At 68.6% G+C, this 18,170-nt stretch carries 12 protein-coding genes; 2 read left to right on the top strand and 10 right to left on the bottom strand.

Annotated elements, in window-relative coordinates; all coding sequences use genetic code 11:
- The 6 genes from Q0X16_RS03450 to pilG form a co-directional block, all read right to left on the bottom strand.
- Positions 1–753: chemotaxis protein CheB (locus Q0X16_RS03450; RefSeq protein WP_297830660.1), on the bottom strand; the 753-nt coding region annotated here is incomplete at its 3' end.
- Positions 750–6,404 (bottom strand): Hpt domain-containing protein, encoded by a 5,655-nt coding sequence (locus Q0X16_RS03445; protein ID WP_297830658.1) that lies wholly within the window; start codon positions 6,402–6,404, stop codon positions 750–752. The genes Q0X16_RS03450 and Q0X16_RS03445, both read right to left, overlap by 4 nt.
- An 81-nt stretch (positions 6,405–6,485) precedes the next feature.
- Complete coding sequence (locus tag Q0X16_RS03440; RefSeq protein ID WP_297830656.1) at positions 6,486–8,501, bottom strand: methyl-accepting chemotaxis protein; 2,016 nt, start codon at positions 8,499–8,501, stop codon at positions 6,486–6,488.
- 33 nt (positions 8,502–8,534) lie between these two features.
- On the bottom strand, positions 8,535–9,080 hold the full coding sequence (locus tag Q0X16_RS03435) for a chemotaxis protein CheW (RefSeq protein WP_297830666.1): 546 nt from the start codon (positions 9,078–9,080) through the stop codon (positions 8,535–8,537).
- Positions 9,081–9,434: 354 nt separating this feature from the next.
- Positions 9,435–9,800 (bottom strand): response regulator, encoded by a 366-nt coding sequence (locus Q0X16_RS03430; RefSeq protein ID WP_297830655.1) that lies wholly within the window; start codon positions 9,798–9,800, stop codon positions 9,435–9,437.
- Between the two features lie 16 nt (positions 9,801–9,816).
- Positions 9,817–10,218: a twitching motility response regulator PilG gene (gene pilG, locus Q0X16_RS03425; RefSeq protein WP_297830653.1), complete on the bottom strand. Its 402-nt coding sequence runs from the start codon at positions 10,216–10,218 to the stop codon at positions 9,817–9,819.
- 154 nt (positions 10,219–10,372) lie between these two features.
- Between pilG and gshB the strand changes: the two genes are divergently transcribed.
- Together gshB and Q0X16_RS03415 are read left to right on the top strand one after the other, a co-directional pair.
- Positions 10,373–11,335, top strand: coding sequence for a glutathione synthase (gene gshB, locus Q0X16_RS03420; protein WP_297830651.1), 963 nt, complete (start codon positions 10,373–10,375; stop codon positions 11,333–11,335).
- Entirely contained in the window at positions 11,335–12,222 is an 888-nt protein-coding gene (locus tag Q0X16_RS03415) for an energy transducer TonB (RefSeq protein ID WP_297830649.1), read from the top strand. Before gshB ends, Q0X16_RS03415 begins: the two co-directional genes overlap by 1 nt.
- A 12-nt stretch (positions 12,223–12,234) precedes the next feature.
- On the opposite strand, the gene Q0X16_RS03410 is transcribed toward Q0X16_RS03415, so the two are convergent.
- Genes Q0X16_RS03410 through mrcB form a run of 4 tightly spaced genes read right to left on the bottom strand, consistent with a single transcriptional unit; the run spans position 12,235 to position 18,049 of the window.
- Positions 12,235–12,729 carry a hypothetical protein gene (locus tag Q0X16_RS03410; RefSeq protein ID WP_297830647.1) on the bottom strand — a complete coding sequence of 165 codons (495 nt, stop codon included), beginning with the start codon at positions 12,727–12,729 and terminating at the stop codon, positions 12,235–12,237.
- A gap of 55 nt (positions 12,730–12,784) precedes the next feature.
- Positions 12,785–13,516: a tRNA (adenosine(37)-N6)-threonylcarbamoyltransferase complex dimerization subunit type 1 TsaB gene (gene tsaB / locus Q0X16_RS03405; RefSeq protein WP_297830645.1), complete on the bottom strand. Its 732-nt coding sequence runs from the start codon at positions 13,514–13,516 to the stop codon at positions 12,785–12,787.
- A gap of 7 nt (positions 13,517–13,523) precedes the next feature.
- Positions 13,524–15,521 (bottom strand): ATP-dependent DNA helicase, encoded by a 1,998-nt coding sequence (locus Q0X16_RS03400; RefSeq protein ID WP_297830664.1) that lies wholly within the window; start codon positions 15,519–15,521, stop codon positions 13,524–13,526.
- Positions 15,522–15,526: 5 nt separating this feature from the next.
- Positions 15,527–18,049, bottom strand: a complete 2,523-nt coding sequence (gene mrcB, locus Q0X16_RS03395) for a penicillin-binding protein 1B (RefSeq protein WP_297830644.1) — start codon at positions 18,047–18,049, stop codon at positions 15,527–15,529.
- Positions 18,050–18,170 lie beyond the last annotated feature (121 nt).

The raw sequence follows: 18,170 nt of genomic DNA, 5'->3' as shown, positions 1-18,170 counted from the left end.
GGCAAAACGCGGCTCGCCGCTGGTCGAGGCGAAGACCAGTCCGGATTCCCCGGCTTCGACGTCCACGCCATCGGGCAGCACGTGCACGGCACCGCGCTGCAGTGCATCGCCGGGTTGCGCCAGCACGACCTGCATCGACGTCGCCCGCTGCATCTGGCGGGCCAGACGATCGTACTGGGCGCCCTCGATCCGCTGCCGCAGCAACACCGCGCGCGGGAACCCGGCAGGCAACTCGCCCAGCAGTTGACGCACCGCATCGGGGCCGCCGACGCCGGCGACGATCACGACCCCGCCATCGGCAAGTTTGGGCGCGTGCCTCGGCGGCATCGGTTCGCTGGGCAAGCCTGCAACGGCCAGCGACAGCGCGCGCATCTCCGCGTCGAAGCCGATGCCTTCGGCTTTCTCCACCAGATCCGGCAACACGTTTCCGCTGCCGGACAGCTTGGCCTTGAGATGGCGCGCCCAGCGGGCTTCCTCCCAGCCGGTGCGCTTGGCGGCGACATCGGCATCGTCGAACAGCACTTCCAGCGCCGGATCAGCGAACAGGTCGTCGAACTTGCCCAGCGCCGCCTCGGTCGAGGCGTCCAGCACGACCAGCAGCGCCTCGGGCGCGCTGGAGCGCACCTCGGCTTCGGTCGCTGTCGCCGGATCCAGGGTGGCCACCAGTTCGGCCCCCGACTGCCGCACCGCCGCAACGGTGCGGTCGCAGGCGGCGCCGGCTTTCGCCAGCACGACCACCTTCCGGCCTGTCATTGCAGGCTACCGTCGCCCACGCGCTCCAGCTTGAGCAGCTCGAACACGTTGCGCATCAGCTCGGCCTCCTGGTAGGGCTTGCCGAGGTAGCGTTCGACGCCGATGTCGATCGCGCGCTGGCGGTGCTTGTCGCCGGTCCGCGAGGTGATCATGATGATCGGCACGTTGCGCAGGCGCGGATCGCCCTTCATCGCCGTCGCCAGCTCGTAACCGTCCATGCGCGGCATTTCGATGTCGAGCAGCATCAGATCCGGCACCAGATCGACCAGGTGCTCGAGCGCGTCGAGGCCGTCCTTCGCGGTCGCGACTTCGAAGCCATGCCGTTCCAGCACGCGCCCGCTGACCTTGCGCATCGTCACCGAGTCGTCCACCACCATCACCAGCGGCACCCGACGCTGTTCCTCGGCCGGAACCGCTTCGACCGGAACCTCGGCGTGCGCCATCGTCGCGTAGCGGCGCACCATCGGGGCGATGTCGAGGATGACGACCACGCGGCCGTCGCCCATGATGGTCGCGCCGAACACGCCGGGCAGCGAAGCCAGCTGCGGGCCGCCGTCCTTGACCACGATTTCGCGGCTGCCCACCACCTGGTCGATGGCCACCGCGGCGCGCAGGTCGCCGGAGCCGATCAGCAGCAGCGGCATCTGGATCTGGCCTTCGGCCTTCGCCGTCGGCGCACCGACCAGAGCGCCGAGATCGTGCAGGGCATAGTCCTCGCCGCCATAGCGGTACACCGCATCCGGCTTGGCCAGATCCTCGCGCGGGATGCGGCCGACGCCGCGCACCGATGCGATCGGCACCGCGTATTCGGTGTCGCCGATCTTGACGAACACCGCCTGGGTGACGGCCAGGGTCTGCGGCAGGCGCAGGACGAAGTTGGTGCCCTCGCCCCGCTTGGAGTGGATTTCGATCGAGCCGCCGAGCTGGCGCACTTCGCTCGCCACCACGTCCATGCCGACGCCGCGGCCGGCGAGTCGGCTGACCGATTCGGCGGTCGAGAAGCCCGGCTCGAAGATCATCCGATCGAGTTCGGCGTCGGTCAGAACCGCGTCGGGCTGGATCAGGCCACGTTCGGTTGCGCGGCGGCGGATGGCGTCGCGGTCGAGGCCGGCGCCGTCGTCGCCGACCTCCAGCACCACTTCCGACCCTTCGTTGCGCACCGCGATCCGGATCGCACCTTCCAGCGACTTGCCGGCCTGCGCGCGCCGGTCGGGCGCCTCCAGCCCGTGGGCCACGGAGTTGCGCAGCATGTGCTCCAGCGGCGCGGTCATGCGCTCCAGCACGCTGCGGTCGAGTTCGCCCTGCGCCCCGTCGACCTTGAGCACGGCCTGCTTGCCGGTTTCGCCCGCCGCCTGGCGCACGACCCGGCGCAGGCGAGGCAGCAGCGAATCCAGCGGCAGCATGCGCGTGCGCATGAGGCCTTCCTGCAGATCCGAGCTCACCCTGGACTGCTGCGTCAGCAAGGTCTCGTACTGACGGGTGAGGTCGTCCATCGAATCGTGCAGGCTCTGCAAGTCGGCGGCCGATTCGGCCAGACCGCGGGACAGCTGCTGCAGCGTGCTGAAACGGTCCAGTTCCAGCGGATCGAAGGATTCGTCGCCGGCGTCGTTCTGGCGCTGGTAGCGCGCCATGATCTGCGCTTCGGTCTCGGAATCGAGGCGGCGCAGCTGGTCGCGCAGACGGATGTTGGTGCGCTCCATTTCCTGCGCCGTCGCGCGGAACGCCGCGAGCTGCTGCTCAAGGCGCGCACGATAGATCGCGACTTCGCCGGCGTAGTTCACCAACCGGTCGAGCAGGTCGGCGCGGATGCGGACCTGCTCCTGCGGCGCACGCACCGAGGCGTCGTCGTCGCCGGCGAACGCATGCTCGTTGATCGGCGCCGACAGCGGCTTGAGCGCAGCCACCTTTGCCGGCACCTGGACGTCTTTCGACGGCGGCAGCCCTTCCGACGCCTGTTCGGCGGCTTCGGTGGCCGTCTCTGTCTGATCGCCCGTTGTCGAAGCCGCTTCCCCGGCGGGCTCCGCGGTCTCTGCGGCTTCCGCAGCGGGCTCGACCGCCTCGGGCTTCTGCGCGGACTCGGCGGCGGCCGGCGCTTCGTAAGCCCGATTTTCCGAACGGGCGACGATTTCCTCGATCAGCATCGCCGGCATGCCGACCGCACGCCGCGCCGCGACGCGGGTCACCATGTCGCGCAAGCGGTCGAAGCCGCGTTCCAGCAGCCGCACGCCGTCGCCCCCAAGTTCGGCGCGCTGAACCGCGACGGCCTCCAGCAGGGATTCCATTGCGTGGCCAAGTTCGCCGACCGGCATCATGCCGGCCATGCGCGCGCCACCCTTGAACGTGTGCAGATCGCGCTGCAGTCCCACGATCAGTTCGTTGTCGTCCGGGGCGTCCCGCAACTGCGCCAGCAGCCCGTCGGAGTGATCGAGCAGGTCGTTGCCTTCCTCGACGAAGATGTCGATCAACTCGACATCCAGATCGCTGGTATCGAGCGGCGCATCCGGATCTTCCGCTGCGGTCGCGGTCGCCAGCAGCGATGCCAGCGCGGCATCTTCGCGGGCCTTGGCGACGGCGGCGGCTTCGGCCGCACGGCGTTCGGCTTCGCGGCGCTGCGCTTCCCGACGTTCGCTGGCAAGACGTTCGGCTTCGGCGCGTTCGGCTTCGGCACGCGCTGCGGCAATCCGTTCGACTTCCTGCCGCTCGGCTTCCAGACGCGCGGCTTCCTCCGCCGCTGCGCGCTCGGCTTCCGCCTGTTCGGCCGCAAGGCGCTCCGCCTCGGCCTGTTCCGCTGCCACGCGCTCGGCTTCCAGACGCTCGGCTTCCTCCGCCGCTGCGCGCTCGGCTTCCGCCTGCTCGGCCGCGAGGCGCTCCGCCTCGGCCTGTTCCGCAGCCACGCGCTCGGCTTCCAGACGCTCGGCTTCCTCCGCCGCTGCGCGTTCGGCTTCCGCCTGCTCGGCCGCAAGGCGTTCCGCTTCGGCCTGTTCGGTCGCCGCGCGTTCGGCCTCGGCCTGTTCCGCTGCCGTCCGTTCTGCTTCCTGACGCGCCGCTTCTTCCGCAGCCGCTTCTTCCGCAGCCGCCTGCTCCGCCGCTGCGCGTTCGGCTTCGGCCTGTTCGGCCGCCGCGCGTTCCGCTTCCTGACGCGCCGCTTCTTCCGCAGCCGCCTGTTCCGCCGCAATGCGTTCGGCTTCGGCCTGCTCGGCAGCGGCGCGTTCGACTTCCTGACGCGCGGCTTCTTCCGCAGCCGCCTGTTCTTCGGCTTCGCGCTGCGCTTCGGCCGCGGCCTGGTCGATGAACGGGACGCTCGGTTCCGGCAGCGCGTCGCGCAGCGCCGACATCCGCTCGCCCAGGGTGGCGAACAGCGGAACCCGATCAGGCGTTTCCTGCAGCGCCGCCGTGGAGGCACGCACCGCATCGGCCATCTCGCCGATGGCGGCGATGCCGTCCGCATCCGGTGCCGCCTGCGCAGCGATGAGCCGGCGCACGTAGCCCTCCGCCGGGGCCGTGAACTCGGTGACGGACGGGACTTCGGTCATCGCGAAGGCGCCGTTGAGCGTGTGGATGGCGCGCACCAGCGCATCGGTCGGCCGCGCATCGCCCGCACGGGCTTCGGCCAGCCACGCATCGATCGTTTCGAGGTGACCACCGACTTCCGATCCAAGGATTTCGAGCAGGACCGGATCGACGGCCACCGCGACGGTTTCGGCAGGCGCTGCCGCCGTGTCCGCTTCCGCGGAAACCGGCTCTTCCACAACCGGTTCGGTCGCAGCTTCCGGCGCGGTCTCGGCCGCCGCCGCAGCCGCCTGCAACATCACGTCCTCGCCTGCGGCCAGACGATCGGCAACGGCCTCGAAGGTCGGGATATCCACGTCGAAACCCGGCTCGCCGCGCAGCGCCGCATGCAGCTTGGGCAGCACGCCGTTGACTTCGCCGATGTAGGCCACGACCGCATAGCTGGCCGGCCGGGTGCCGTCGAGCACGCGATTGAGCATGTTCTCGACGTGCCAGCTGAACTCGCCCAGCACCTTCGCGCCGACCAGCCGTCCGCTGCCCTTGAGTGTATGGAACACGCGCCGGATCGGACGCAGCAGTTCGATGTCGTCCGGCTGCAGCCGCCACGGCGGCAACAACTGCTCGAGATTGCCCAGTTCTTCCTGGAACTCCTCGATGAAGATTTCGCGGATCTCGTCGTCGATTTCCTCGCCCGCGGTGATGAAGCCGGCATCGATGCCGGAGCCCCCTTGCGCAAGCGCAACCGTGGCTACGTCCGCAGCTTCCGGCGCCGCCGCTTCGGTTTCGGCTTCCACGGGCGCATCCGTCGAGGGCACCGCAGGCGTCTCGGACACGGGTTCTTCGGTTTGCTCCGCGGTTTCCGCCGCCGTTCCCGCCTCGGGCAGATCTTCCGCTTCCGGAATCGGCCAGTAGCTCAGGGCTTCGAGGCTGGTGCGCACTTTCCCGAGCAGGTCGGTGCGGGTATCGCGCGGGTCGCGCAGCGACTCCAGGAAATACTCCATGCCCGACAGCGCGTCGGCCAGGGTATCGAGCTGGACGCCATTGGGCACCCGCTTGCGGGCGATCAGTTCGCGCTCCGCGTAGGCCCGCAGCGCATCCAGATAGCCTGCAGGTTCCGGCAGTTCCAGGATGCGCATCGCGCCGCTGACCTCGGTCAGCATGTCCGGGACTTTCTTCAGCGCGGAATGGTCCCAGTTGGTTTCGATGAAGGCGACGAAGGCGCCGCGCACATCGGAGAAATTGGCCGCAGCCGCACGCGACAGCACGCCCATGACCTTGCGCGATTCCTGCGCCAGCTGGTCTTCGTCGGCATTGCCCGCCCCGGCGCCACCCAGATCAGCCACCTGGTCGTCGAGGGAATGTTCGATGGTGATCAGCGCGCCGGCAACCTCGATCAGATCGCTTTCGCTCGAAGGCCGTGCGCCGGAGGCGATGTCCTGGACGATCTGGCGCTGTTCATGCACCGTCGCGCGCGCGGCATCGAGCCCGATCATGCCCAGAGTATCGCCGATGCGATCCAGCGCCTCGGCCTGGGGCGTCAGGTCGCCCACGTTCTCGCGGGTGCCGCGCAGGAACAGATCCAGCGCGTCCTTCACCCGCAGCAGATCTTCCTTGATTGCCGCCGACACCGTGTCGAGCAGGGCGCGATTGCGGCCTGCAAGGCTGCCGCGGGCGTGCTCGAGTTCGGCTTCGGTCGGCGCGACCACCAGCGCGGGCAGGTCTTCCTGCGCCATCGCCTCGGCGCCGCGCGCCGCACGCAGTTCGTTGATCAGCGGCAGCAGCACGATCGGAATGTCGCGATGACCGCCCTGCAGACGTTCGAGGTAATCCGGCAGTTGCACCATGCCGCGCATCAGCACCGCCAGCGCTTCGTCGCGCTGCTGCACCGCCCCGCCGAGCAGGGCCACGGCGACTTGCTCCATTTCCCCGGCGACCAGCGCCGGCGCCTGCAATTCCAGCATCTGCAGGGTGCCCGACACCTGATGCAACCCGGTGATGCAGGAATTCATCGGCGAGGCGTCATCCGGCGCGTCGGCGAAGGTTTCCAGATCGATCCGCGTCTGCCGCAGGGTCTCGTCGATTTCCGGCTTCACCCAGCCGAGCGCGGTTTGGTCGATGGCGTCCCGCAGTGCCGTCGTCATGTCGAGGCTCCGTTAGGGTCCCGCTCCGCGGGGCTGGCCTGGAGGATGCTGTTCATACCGTGATCCCTGCGCACTCCGGGATCAGGCAGGCAGCTTGAAGTCGGCGACCGAACGGCGCAGGTCGGACGCGAGCTGGGCCAGGTTTCCGATCGACTCTGCGGTCTGGCTGGCACCTTGCGAGGTCTGCGCGGTAATAGCCTGAATCGTGTTCATCGCCTGGGTGATGTTGGTGGCCGCCGAAGACTGCTCCTGCGCCGCCACCGAGATGCCTTCAATCAGCCCGGAGAGGTCGGACGACACCTTTTCGATCTCGCCCAGCGCGGTACCCGCGTCCTCGGCCAGGCGCGCACCGGCGACCACTTCCGAGGTCGTCTGTTCCATCGAACTCACCGCTTCGTTGGTATCGGCCTGAATGGTCTGCACCAGCGATTCGATGCGCTTGGTCGCGTTCGAGGAACGTTCCGCGAGGCGCTGCACTTCGTCCGCCACCACCGCGAACCCGCGGCCCGCCTCGCCGGCTGAGGCCGCCTGGATGGCCGCGTTCAGCGCGAGAATGTTGGTCTGTTCGGAAATGTCGTTGATCAGTTCCACGATCGAGCCGATTTCCTGCGAGGATTCGCCGAGGCGCTTGATGCGCTTCGAGGTTTCCTGGATCTGGTCGCGGATGCTGTCCATGCCCGCGATCGTCTGGCGCACCACGCCGGCACCGTTGGTCGCGATCTGCACCGAGCGCCGCGCCACCTCGGCGGAGTCGGCGGAGTTGCGCGACACCTGATTAATGCTGGTGGCGATTTCGTTGATGCGGTCGGTGGCGGAGTTGATTTCCTGTGCCTGGTGCTCGGCAGCGTCGGCCAGATGCATGGCGGTGGCCTGGGTTTCCTGTGCGCTGGCCGCCACCTGCACCGAGGTGTCGTTGATAGTGGCCACCAGGGTACGCAGCTGCTCGACCGCGAAGTTGATCGAATCGGCAATTGCGCCGGTCATGTCCTCGGTCACGGTCGCCTTCACGGTCAGATCGCCTTCCGCGAGCGATCCCATTTCGTCCAGCAGGCGCATGATCGCCTCCTGGTTGCGGTCGTTCAGTTCCTTGGTGGTCTGGTAGCGGACGCGCTGCGCGCGGCCCAGGGCCCAGAGCAGGCCGACGATCGAGAACAGCGCCACGACACCCGACAGGATGCTGACCCAGACGCCGCCGATGATGCTGGTGTCCTTCAGCGAGCCGAACGAGGTGAAGGCCGCGAACAGGCTCTCGCTGTCCTTCAGCAGCTTGTCGGAGCCGGACGCCAGCGCGGCGACCGAGGTCTGGGCGCCGATCAGCTTGCCGGAATCGCCGACGATGGCGTCCAGATCCTTCTTCATGCCCAGCCACAGCGCAGCGGCCTGGTTGAGCGGCGCCAGCGCGCCGGCGGCCGTCACCTTCGCGATGTCGCCGCCGCCTTCGCGCAGCGCGCTGAGCTGGCGTTCGAACACCGCTGCGTCGCGGCCGAGCGCATCGGCGGCGACCTGTGCACCCTCGCCACCTGCGCGCAACTCGGCGATGCGGCGAGCCATCGATGCCGAGGTCACCACCTCGTTCAGCGCCGTGAACAGCTGCGCCGACGTCGCGCCGCCGGACGCCAACCCGCGCACCGCCTCGCTCAGCTGCGCCTGCAGCTGCGGCACCTTCGCCGTGAAGCTGTCGGCGTGGCCCGCCAGCGCCAGCACCGCCGACTGCGAAGCCTGCACTTCGTCGGCGCGCTTGGCCAGCGGCGACCAGGTCGCCGTCACCGTGCGGATCTGGCCGGCGACGCCGGTGGTGTCGCCGAAGCGGTCGTTCAGGGTCTTGATGTCCTCGTCGATTTCCTGACGGGTGGCCTTAAACGATTCGAACGCCTGCGCGTTGCCGTCGATCGCCTCGCGGCTCTGGTTGGCCATGCGCTGCGAATTCAGCTGCAGCCGGGATGCCGAGGTACTGGCGCCACCGAGGCGTGCGGCCTTGGTCGTGGCGTACAGGGTATTGCCGGCGAATACGACCAACGAACCGATCAGCATCCAGATCCAGAAGTTGGTGCTGAGATTGCGGCCCTTGCCGGCGGCGGTATCCATCATCGTGCTCATGTTGAGACCTCGGCTTGCAGGTAAGTCCGCGGATTACGCGGCGGCTTGGCGGAATTCAGGGGTACGGGCGAGGCGGCTGAGGCTGAAGACGCCCCAGTCGTGATCGCCGTAGCGGTAAGCGTGTTCGACGAAGTAAGCATAGCGGCCATCGGCAATCGCCGCCGCATCGACGCTCTGGGCGTCGACGAAGCTGCGCTGCCCGTACAACTCGTCGATAGTGACGGCAACGTCGCCACCGGGCTGGTGAACCACCAGCACCCGCTGTTTTTCCTGCAGCACGGTGCGCTCGCCCTCGAGAAACTGCTTGAGGTCGATCACCGGCAACAGGGTGCCGCGGATGTTGGCCACGCCCAGCATCCAGGGCGTGGAGCCTGGAATATGGGTGACGGCCGGCATCGGCAGGATTTCAAGCACTTCATCGAAACCCGAGGCCAGCCGGCGCGTACCGATGCGGTAGGCCACGCCGCGCCACAGGCCCGGGGCGTCCAGCTGTTCCGGCAGGCCGGCGACGTGCGCCAGACTGCGCTGTTCGTAGTCGGCCAGCACCAGAAACGGGGAGCGCGCGTCGCGCGCGCGGATGCGGCGGGGGCGCTTCGGCTTCGGCGCCGACTCCGAGGCATGCGACTCCGGCGCCTGCGTGTCGATGTCCGGCGAGCCGGCTTCGATCTCGGCCACCGTTTCCGCCTCGTCGGCAGCCGTCTCGGGCTGCGCGTCGTCCGCGGAAGCCGCCCTATCGGAAGCGGCTGCGGCTTCGACCGGTGCGGGATTCTCATCGTCAACGGCATTGCCTGTTTCGGTACTGGCGGCAGCGGCTTCGGCGGCCGTGGATGCGTCTGCAGCGGAAGCGGCGCTCTGGACGGTCTCGTCGACAGGACTCGCCGTTGCTGGTTTGCCCTTCTGCTTCTGCTTCTGTTTGCCGCGCTTGGCCATGCGTCAGTGTCCGATCAATGCATTGATGCGCGCGATCAGGTCGCTCTCGCGCGGCGGTTTGACGATGTAATCCTTCGCCCCCTGGCGCATGCCCCAGACCCGGTCCGTGTCCAGACCCTTGGTGCTCACGATCAGCACCGGGATGTTCTTGGTCTCGGCATCGCGCGATAACAGCCGGGTGGCCTGGAAGCCGTTCATGCCCGGGAGGATCACGTCCATCAGCACAAGGTCGGGCTTGCCGCGACGGCAGGCTTCGATCCCGTCTTCGGCGCTGCCCGAGGTCGTCACCTGATGGCCGTTGCGTTCGAGCAACTGGACCATCACGGCGGTCTCGGTCGGAGAATCTTCGATCAACAGGATGCGTGCCACGTTTGCCTTCCCCTGGTCAGGCGTTCACGTAAGTTCGGATCGCTCCGAGCAGCTCCTCCCGCGTGAACGGCTTGGTGAGGTACTGCTCCGACCCGACAATACGGCCTCGCGCCTTGTCGAACAAACCATCTTTCGACGAAAGCATGATGACCGGCACGTTTTTGAAGGTCTGGTTGTTCTTGATCAAGGCACAGGTCTGATAACCGTCGAGCCTGGGCATCATGATGTCCACGAAAATGATCTGCGGCGTGTGATCGGCGATCTTGGACAGGGCCTCGAAGCCGTCGGTCGCGGTGACGACGTCGCAGCCTTCGCGCGACAGCAGCGTCTCCGCCGTGCGACGGATCGTCCGCGAGTCGTCGATGATCATCACCCTCAAGCCCTTGAGGCTGGAGTCGGAGTCGCCTTGCTGCGCCATGTAGTCCCCTTCGGCGATTGCCTGCCGCCAACGCTCCGTTGCGTCGCGGAATACCTATATTCCAGCACCCGCCCTGACTGTCAAGCGCCGCATGGCCAAAACCGGCAGCCGTTCGCAGCCTGATACCATCGCCTTCCCCGCCCCGGAAGCCTGTATGCCGCAGTCCAGCACGCTCGACGTCGTGGTGGTGATGGATCCGATCGAGTCCATCAAGACCGCCAAGGATTCCACCTTCGCCATGCTTCTGGAAGCGCAGCTGCGCGGCCACCGCCTGCATTACGTCCGCCCCGGCGGGCTGTCCGTGCGGGCCGCGCGCGCGGTCGCCATCGTCGCTCCGCTGGCCGTGCGCGACGTCCACGGCGACCACTTCACGCTGGGCGATTGGACCCCTCTGGAATTCGGTCCGGGCCATGTGGTGCTGATGCGCACCGACCCTCCGGTCGATGCCGCCTATCTGCACGACACCCAGATCCTCGGCCTTGCCCAGCGCCAGGGCGCGCGCGTGGTGAACGATCCGCAGGGCCTGCGCGACTTCAACGAGAAGCTGGCGGCACTGCTGTTCCCGCAATGCATCCCGCCCACCCTGGTCAGCCGCGACGCCAAGGCGCTCAAGGGCTTCGTGCAGGAGCTGGGCGAGGCGATCCTCAAGCCGCTGGATGGCATGGGCGGGCGCTCGATCTTCCGCACCCATGCCGGCGATCCCAATCTCAACGTGATCCTGGAAACCCTGACCGAAGGCGGGCGGCATCTGGCGATCGCGCAACGCTACCTCCCGGAGATCGCCGCCGGCGACAAGCGCATCCTGCTGGTCGACGGCGAACCGGTGGACTACTGCCTGGCGCGGATTCCGCAGGGCGACGAGTTCCGCGGCAACCTCGCCGCCGGCGGCCGCGGCGAAGGCCGACCGCTGTCCGAACGCGACCGCTGGATCGCCGCACAGGTCGGCCCGCTGATGCGCGAGCGCGGGATGCTGTTCGTCGGCCTGGACGTGATCGGCGACCACCTCACCGAAGTCAACGTCACCAGCCCGACCTGCATCCGCGAACTGGACAGACAGTTCGGCCTGAACATCGCCGGCGCCCTGTTCGACCGCATCGAAGCGCTGGCCAGCCATTGATGTCCAGCACGCCCGCCCCGGCCGTCCCGCCGCCGCCGCGCATCGGCGAAGCCGAGCGGATGCGCGCAACCATGGTGCTGTCCGTGCTGGTGCACGCCATGGTGATCTTCGGGATCGGCTTCACCCTCGAGGACGCGGCGCCGCTGGTGCCCACCCTCGACGTGATCCAGACCCGCGTCCAGACCCCGCTGACGCCGGCACAGGCGGATTTCCTCGCCCAGGCCAACAACCAGGGCGGCGGCGAACACGACAAGTCCAGCCGCCCGAGCGCGCCGCAGGCCGGCCCTCTGCCGCAGCCGGAAGACGGGCTGGCTCCGCGTCCGCTGCACGTGCAGTCGCCCGCACCCAGCCCGCCGCCGCGCGACAGCGTCGTCACCTCCGCACGCGGCGAGACCGCGCTGCCCGAGCCGCTGACCCGCCCCGACGCCGACGCCACCAACGCCCCGCGCGGGCGCGAGAAGATCGACCACGACATCGAGATGGCGCGGCTGGCCGCCGAAATCGAACTGCGCTCCGAGCAATACGCCCGCCGCCCCAAGCGCAAGTTCGTGTCCGCCAGCACCAAGGAATATGCGTGGGCGCAGTACCTGCGCGGCTGGGTGGACCGGGTGGAACGCGTGGGCAACCTGAACTATCCGGACGAGGCGCGCCGCCGCCATATCGGCGGGTTGGTGGTGATCAGCGTCGGCGTGCGCCGCGACGGCAGCGTCGAGAGCATCAAGATCATCCGTTCCAGCCACATCCCCATGCTGGACGAAGCGGCCCAGCGCATCGTGCGGCTGTCCGAACCGTTCGCGCCGCTGCCGAAAACCCGCGAGGATCCCGACATCCTGCACATCACCCGCACCTGGCAGTTCCTTCCGGGCGGCGAGTTGGTCGATCGTTAGGGCGGCTGCCCGCTACCGATACAGGCAATCGACCAGTTTGTTTTCCTGACCGAGCAGGGCATCCAGCGCCTTTTCCCAGCCGGCTGCGCCCTTGGCCAGCGGCACGAAGGCCGCATCGTCGCCGCTGCCCTGGCGGACGGCGATTTCCGAGGCGGTAATGCGGAACGCGGCATCGGCCGCGCCAAAATCCAGACGGCCGCGGACGGTCCAGCCGGAAAACCCCGAGCGGTAGTCGGCGGTCGCGCGCAGCGCCAGCGCCCCGCCATCGGGATCGGACGATTCCACGGTCAGGCCCTGCACGCCACCCGCGCAGGTCTGCGCCCGGTTGACGATGTCGGCGCCGGTTCCGGGGATGGTGTACTGGGCGCTGAGCATGCGCTGGATCGGGGCCGGGCCGTCATCCAGACCATCGGCGATTTCCAGCGTGTGCCCGCTGTAGAGCACGTCGGCGGCAAATGCCGGACTCAGGGCCAGTGCTGCAAGAAAGATCAGATAGCGCGGCGTCACGGGGTTCGCTTGTCTCGGGAATAGTCGACCTTGGAGAATAACGCAAACCGGACGGTCAGGGCGCACGCAACCGCTGCTGCTCCGCCAGCGTGAGCGCCACGTCGTCGCGTAGATAGGCGGGTTCGACCCGTTCCGGCGCTACCGCCTCGCCGCGTGCGAATGCGGCGGCTGCCAGTCGCGCCAGTACGCCGGCGCGCGGCAGGGCCTGCGCGTCCACGCGCGCCAGCGCATCGCCCAAACGGGCTTGAAGGGCGTCTTCGGCGGCGGCGAAGCCGGTTCCCAGCCCCAGCCAATCGTTGCCGTCCGGGATCTCCGCCGCTTCCGGGCGCACCACTCGCTCCGGCCCGAGCGCGGCGACGTCGCAGGAACGCAGCGCGAAACGACCCAGATAAACCTCACCCATGCGGGCATCGACAGCGGCAAGGACGCGGAACCCGGACGAACCAGCCTCGCCGGAAGGGAGCGACGCATCTTCCATCAGGCAGCCAGCCGCCAGCACCGCCAGGGTCGAGACCGCGATCACCGGCCGATCCAGCGCCAACGCGATTCCCTGGGCAACCCCGATGCCCAGCCGAACGCCCGTGAATGCGCCCGGGCCGCGGCTGACCGCAATCGCGTCCAACTGTGAACGCGCCAGCCCGGCTTCGGCAAGCAAGGCCTCGGCCCAAGGCAGGGCCAGTTCCGCGTGACGACGCGGGGCGATCTCGAAGCGTTCCAGCACCCGGCCATCGGACCAGACGGCCACCGAACAGGCCTCGGTCGCGGTTTCGAAAGCGAGCAGTCTCATGGCGACATTATGGGCCAGCGAAAAAACCGTCCACGTCCTTGATCTCGCAGGTCGCCGGCAGCGGCGGCAGGGAATCGAGGAAGGTGCGTCCGTAGGATTTGCTGCGCAGCCGCGGATCGCACAGCACCAGCACGCCGCGGTCGGTCTCGGTGCGGATCAGCCGCCCCGCGCCCTGCTTGAGCGCGATCACCGCCTGCGGCAGTTGCTCGTCGCGGAACGGATTGCCGCCGGCACGGCGTATGGCGTCGAGCCGCGCTTCGAACACCGGATCGTCGGGGGCGGCAAACGGCAGTTTGTCGATCACCACCACGCTGAGCGCATCGCCGGCCACATCCACGCCCTCGCGAAAACTGGCGGTGCCCAGCAGCACGCCGTTGCCGGACGCCCGGAACCGCTGCAGCAGCGCATGACGCGGCTCGCTGCCCTGCACGAACAGCGGCCAGGGGACTCCGCGCAGGCAGTTTTCGGCCTCCCGCAGGGCGCGGTGCGAAGCGAACAGCAGGAAGGCGCGCCCGCCGGAGGCTTCGAGCACCGGCAACACCGCGTCGATCACGCGGCGCGTGTAGTCGCGCGAAGCCGGCTCCGGCAAACCGGGCGGCAGGTAGCACAGCGCCTGCCGCGGCCAGTCGAAGGGACTGGGTTCGATCGTTTCGCGCGCCTGCGTGATACCGAGGCGCCGCGCCGCGTGGCGGAAACCGCCGGCCACCGCGAGCGTCGCCGAAGTGAACACCCAGGCGGCACCCGAGCGCTCGCGATGCGCCCGTAGCGGTTCGGACACGTCCAGCGGCGTGCGCTGGAGACGAAAGCCGCGCGGAGTGAGTTCATACCAGTGAACCGAAACGGGATCGGACCCGCTTTCCGACCACGATTCTCCCTTGTCCTCGAAACCCGCATCGGGCAGCGACCCCGACCCGGTTTCGTCCAGCCAGCGCTGGAGACGCGCCAGCGACAGGGTGGCGCGCAAATGGCAGGTGTCGAACCCGGCGGCGGCCTCACGCAGCGGTTCCAGCGCGCGGACCAGGTCCTGCAGGGCAGCAACCAGGGTCGCAAACGCCGGTTCGACGTCTACCGCCGCCAGCGCCCGCGACGCGGTGCCGCGCGACGGCAGGGCATCCATCGCCGCGCGCGCCGCCCGGGCCGCCATCTCCAGCGCGCGCGACGGCCCCTGCACGGCGGCCAGCGCGCCGGGCAGATTGCGGCACTCAGCGATGGCATCGGCGCCCAGCTCGGTCAGCGCGCGCAGGCTGAGGGACTCGCCGAAGAACTGCGCGGCCAGTTCGGGAAGCTGGTGGGCTTCATCGACCACATAGGCTTCCGCGCCGGGCAGGATTTCGCCAAACCCTTCCTCCTTCAGCGCGAGGTCGGCCAACAGCAGGTGGTGGTTGACCACCACCAGGTCCGCCGCCTGCGCCCGCTGGCGGGCGCGCACGACGAAGCACTCGCTCCAGAACGGGCAGGCGGTGCCAAGGCAGTTTTCCGCGGTCGATGTCACCTGCGGCAACAGCGGCGAATCTTCCGGCAGGCCGTCGAGTTCGGCCAGGTCGCCGCTGCGGGTCTGCCGACTCCAGTCCACGATCTGCTGCAGCTGCACCGCCAGCGGGCCCTGCTGGAAACGCGGCTCCTGTCGGGCCAGCTCCATCCGGTAGTGGCACAGGTAATTGGCGCGGCCCTTGAGCAAGGCCACCTTGCGTTCGACGCCCAGTGCCCCGAGCAACCGCGGCAGGTCGCGCAGGAACAGCTGGTCCTGCAGCGCACGGGTGCCGGTGGAAACGATCGTGCGCGCGCCCGACAGCAGAATGGGAACGAGGTAGGCGAAGGTCTTGCCGGTGCCGGTGCCGGCCTCGGCAAGCAGGACGTCGAGAGCTTCCACGGTGTCCGCAATTTCCGCAGCAAGCCGCTGCTGGGCCGGACGCTGTGCAAAACCCGGGAACGCACCGGCCAACGCGGAACCGGCACCGAGCGCGGCGCTGGCTTCCCGCGCAAGCCGACCGTGGGAGGGCGACAGTGAACTCACTGAACCGGTTGCGGTGCAGGCGACGGAGGCGCAGGTGCGGGCGCCGGACGCGGCGGCTGTGCCTGCTGCTGCGGCGGCTGCGACGGCTCCCGCTTGGCCGGATCGTCGCCGCCGAAAAGATTGCGGAAGAACTGGCCCGCTCGATCCAGCGGATCGCCACCGGCAGCATCCGGATCGGGCGCCGGCAGCGGGTTGCCGAACTCGTCGAATTCCGGCGGCGGCGCATATTGGCACGGCTGGTAGGCAGGCGCGTGGCCGGCCACGAACGGGTAATGGCGGGCGCCCGGACAATCCGGATCGGTGCTCTGCCCGTCCAGCACCCAGCGCCAGTCGATGCCCTCGTTCGACAGCCGCAGCGGCGCGCTCGGCATGCGCCGGAAAATGTCGGACCAGACCCGCATGCCGCCGGACGCGCCGTACAGCCCGGTCGGCTGGTTCTGGTCGTTGCCCACCCAGACCACGGCGAGGTGGTCGCCGGTGTAGCCGGCAAACCAGCTGTCGCGGCCGTCGTTGCTGGTCCCGGTCTTGCCGGCCGGCGCCAGCCGCCCGAGGCCGTCGCGAAGCAGCCCGGTGCCGGTTCCCGAGGTGACAACGAACTGCAATGCGTTGCCGACCAGCCGCGCCGCCAGCGAATCGCCCGGCTGCGCCGGCGGCGCCGAGCTGTCATAGCGCTTGATCGCGTGCCCCTGGGGATCGAGCACGCCGCGCACCGCATGCAGCGGATGGATCTCGCCCTCGGAAGCGAGGAATTCGTACAGCTGCGCCATCGCGAACGGGCTCTGGTCGGTCGCCCCGAGGATCAGCGAAGGTTGCGGTTCGGTCGTGATCCCCGCCAGGACATGGATCAGGTCGGAAATCCGCTGCGTTCCCACCTCCATCCCGAGCCGCACCGTGGCCTGGTTGTAGCTGTGCGCCAGCGCGTCGACCAGCGGGACGTCACCGTGGCTGCGCCCGTCGGAATTGCCCGGCTTCCACACCCGCCCGCGGCCGAGACCGATCTCGACCGGCGCATCGCTGATCGTGGTGGCAAGCGACCACCTGTCCGGTTGCGAAAACGCCAGCAGGTACACGAACGGCTTGAGCAACGAACCGACCGGACGGCGCGCATCCACCGCGCGATTGAAGCCGGGTTCGGTGAAATTGCGCGAACCGACCACCGCCAGCACATCGCCGTTGTGGACGTCGGTCATCACCAGCCCGGCCTCCAGCGGCGGCCTCCCCCGGCGGTCCAGCGCAGCGAGCGTGCGCTTCACCGCGCCTTCGGCGTAGCCCTGGGCCGACGGCGACATGCCCGTCATCACGATCAGGCCCGCGCCGGAAAGCTGGTCGGCGGGATAGTCGCGCGCCAGCTGCTTGCGCACGAGATCGACATAGCCCGGGAAGCGATTGGCGTTGGGCGTCCCGGGCGTGGCGGCAACGCCGAGCGGGGCCGCGACCGCGCGGTGGTAGGTCGCCTCGTCGATCAACCGCGTGTCCAGCATCTGCTTGAGCACGAAATTGCGGCGCTCCAGCGCGCGCTCCGGGTTGCGCCGCGGGTTGTACCAGGACGGTCCCTTGACCATGCCGATCAGCAACGCGATCTGCTCGGGCGCAAGGTTCTTCAGGTCCTTGCCGAACCAGAATTCGGAAGCCGCGGCCACGCCGCGAATGGACTGCGCGCCGTTCTGGCCGAGATCGACCTGATTGAGGTAGGCCTCCATGATCGTGCGCTTGTCGTAGCGGGCTTCCAGCAGCAGCGCGAACAGGATTTCCTTGAACTTGCGGCGGTAGGTCTGTTCCTTGCCGATCCCGAGCAGGCCGCTGCGCGCCAGTTGCTGGGTCAGGGTGCTGGCGCCCTGCCGGGTCTCGCCGCCCGATTTCAGGTTGACGAAGACCGCGCGCAGCATCCCGCTGAAATCGATCCCGATATGGTGGTTGAAATCGCGATCCTCGACCGCCTGCAGTCCGGTGACGAGCAATTCGGGAACCTCGTCGATCCGCACCAGCCGACGTTCTTCCTGCAGCTGGCCGTACAGGGTCGCGATCCGCGCCGGATCCATGCGCGCGCTGCGCAGCATGCGCTTGCCGGAAACATCGCGAATCGTCGCCACCGTGCCGCCGAGCAACGTGACGTCGACGACCGCCGGCGCCACCCGCCCGTCGATGTCGTCATACCCGCGGCTGGAAATCCGCCAGCGCGCACCATTGCGGGCGTAGCTGCCCGCCGCCTTGCCATCGCCGGGGCGATAGGCGGCGGCTTCCAGCTCGATTTGCAGGGTCTGGGCATCCATCGCCAGCCCGTCGCGCAGCACCAGCGGGCGCGCATACACCCGGGTCGGCACCTGCCACCGTAGCTTGCCGAAGCGTTCGCCCACCTCGTGGTTGAGATAGAGCAGGTAGGGAATCAGGAAACCCAGCAGCAGGGCCAGGCCGAACAGAACCAGCCGCAGCAAGCCGCCGCGTCCGCCGCCGCCTGAATCGCCCGCGTCGACGTCCTCGTCGTCCCCGTCGCGCAGGTCATCGTCTTCGATCCGGGGCATGGGCGAACGGGAAACTCCAGCGCGTCACGGGTACAGCCGCGTGCAGTCTAGCGCAGTCGGATGACGCTTCCTTGAATCCGGGTCTGCGAAGCCGCCGCGTAGGCGCCGGCTTGATCGGGCT

The organism is Thermomonas sp. (genome assembly GCF_025993755.1).
In the GTDB taxonomy this organism is placed as follows: domain Bacteria; phylum Pseudomonadota; class Gammaproteobacteria; order Xanthomonadales; family Xanthomonadaceae; genus Thermomonas.
Note: the sequence above shows the minus strand (reverse complement) of the source record. Positions and strands in the feature narration are given on the sequence as shown.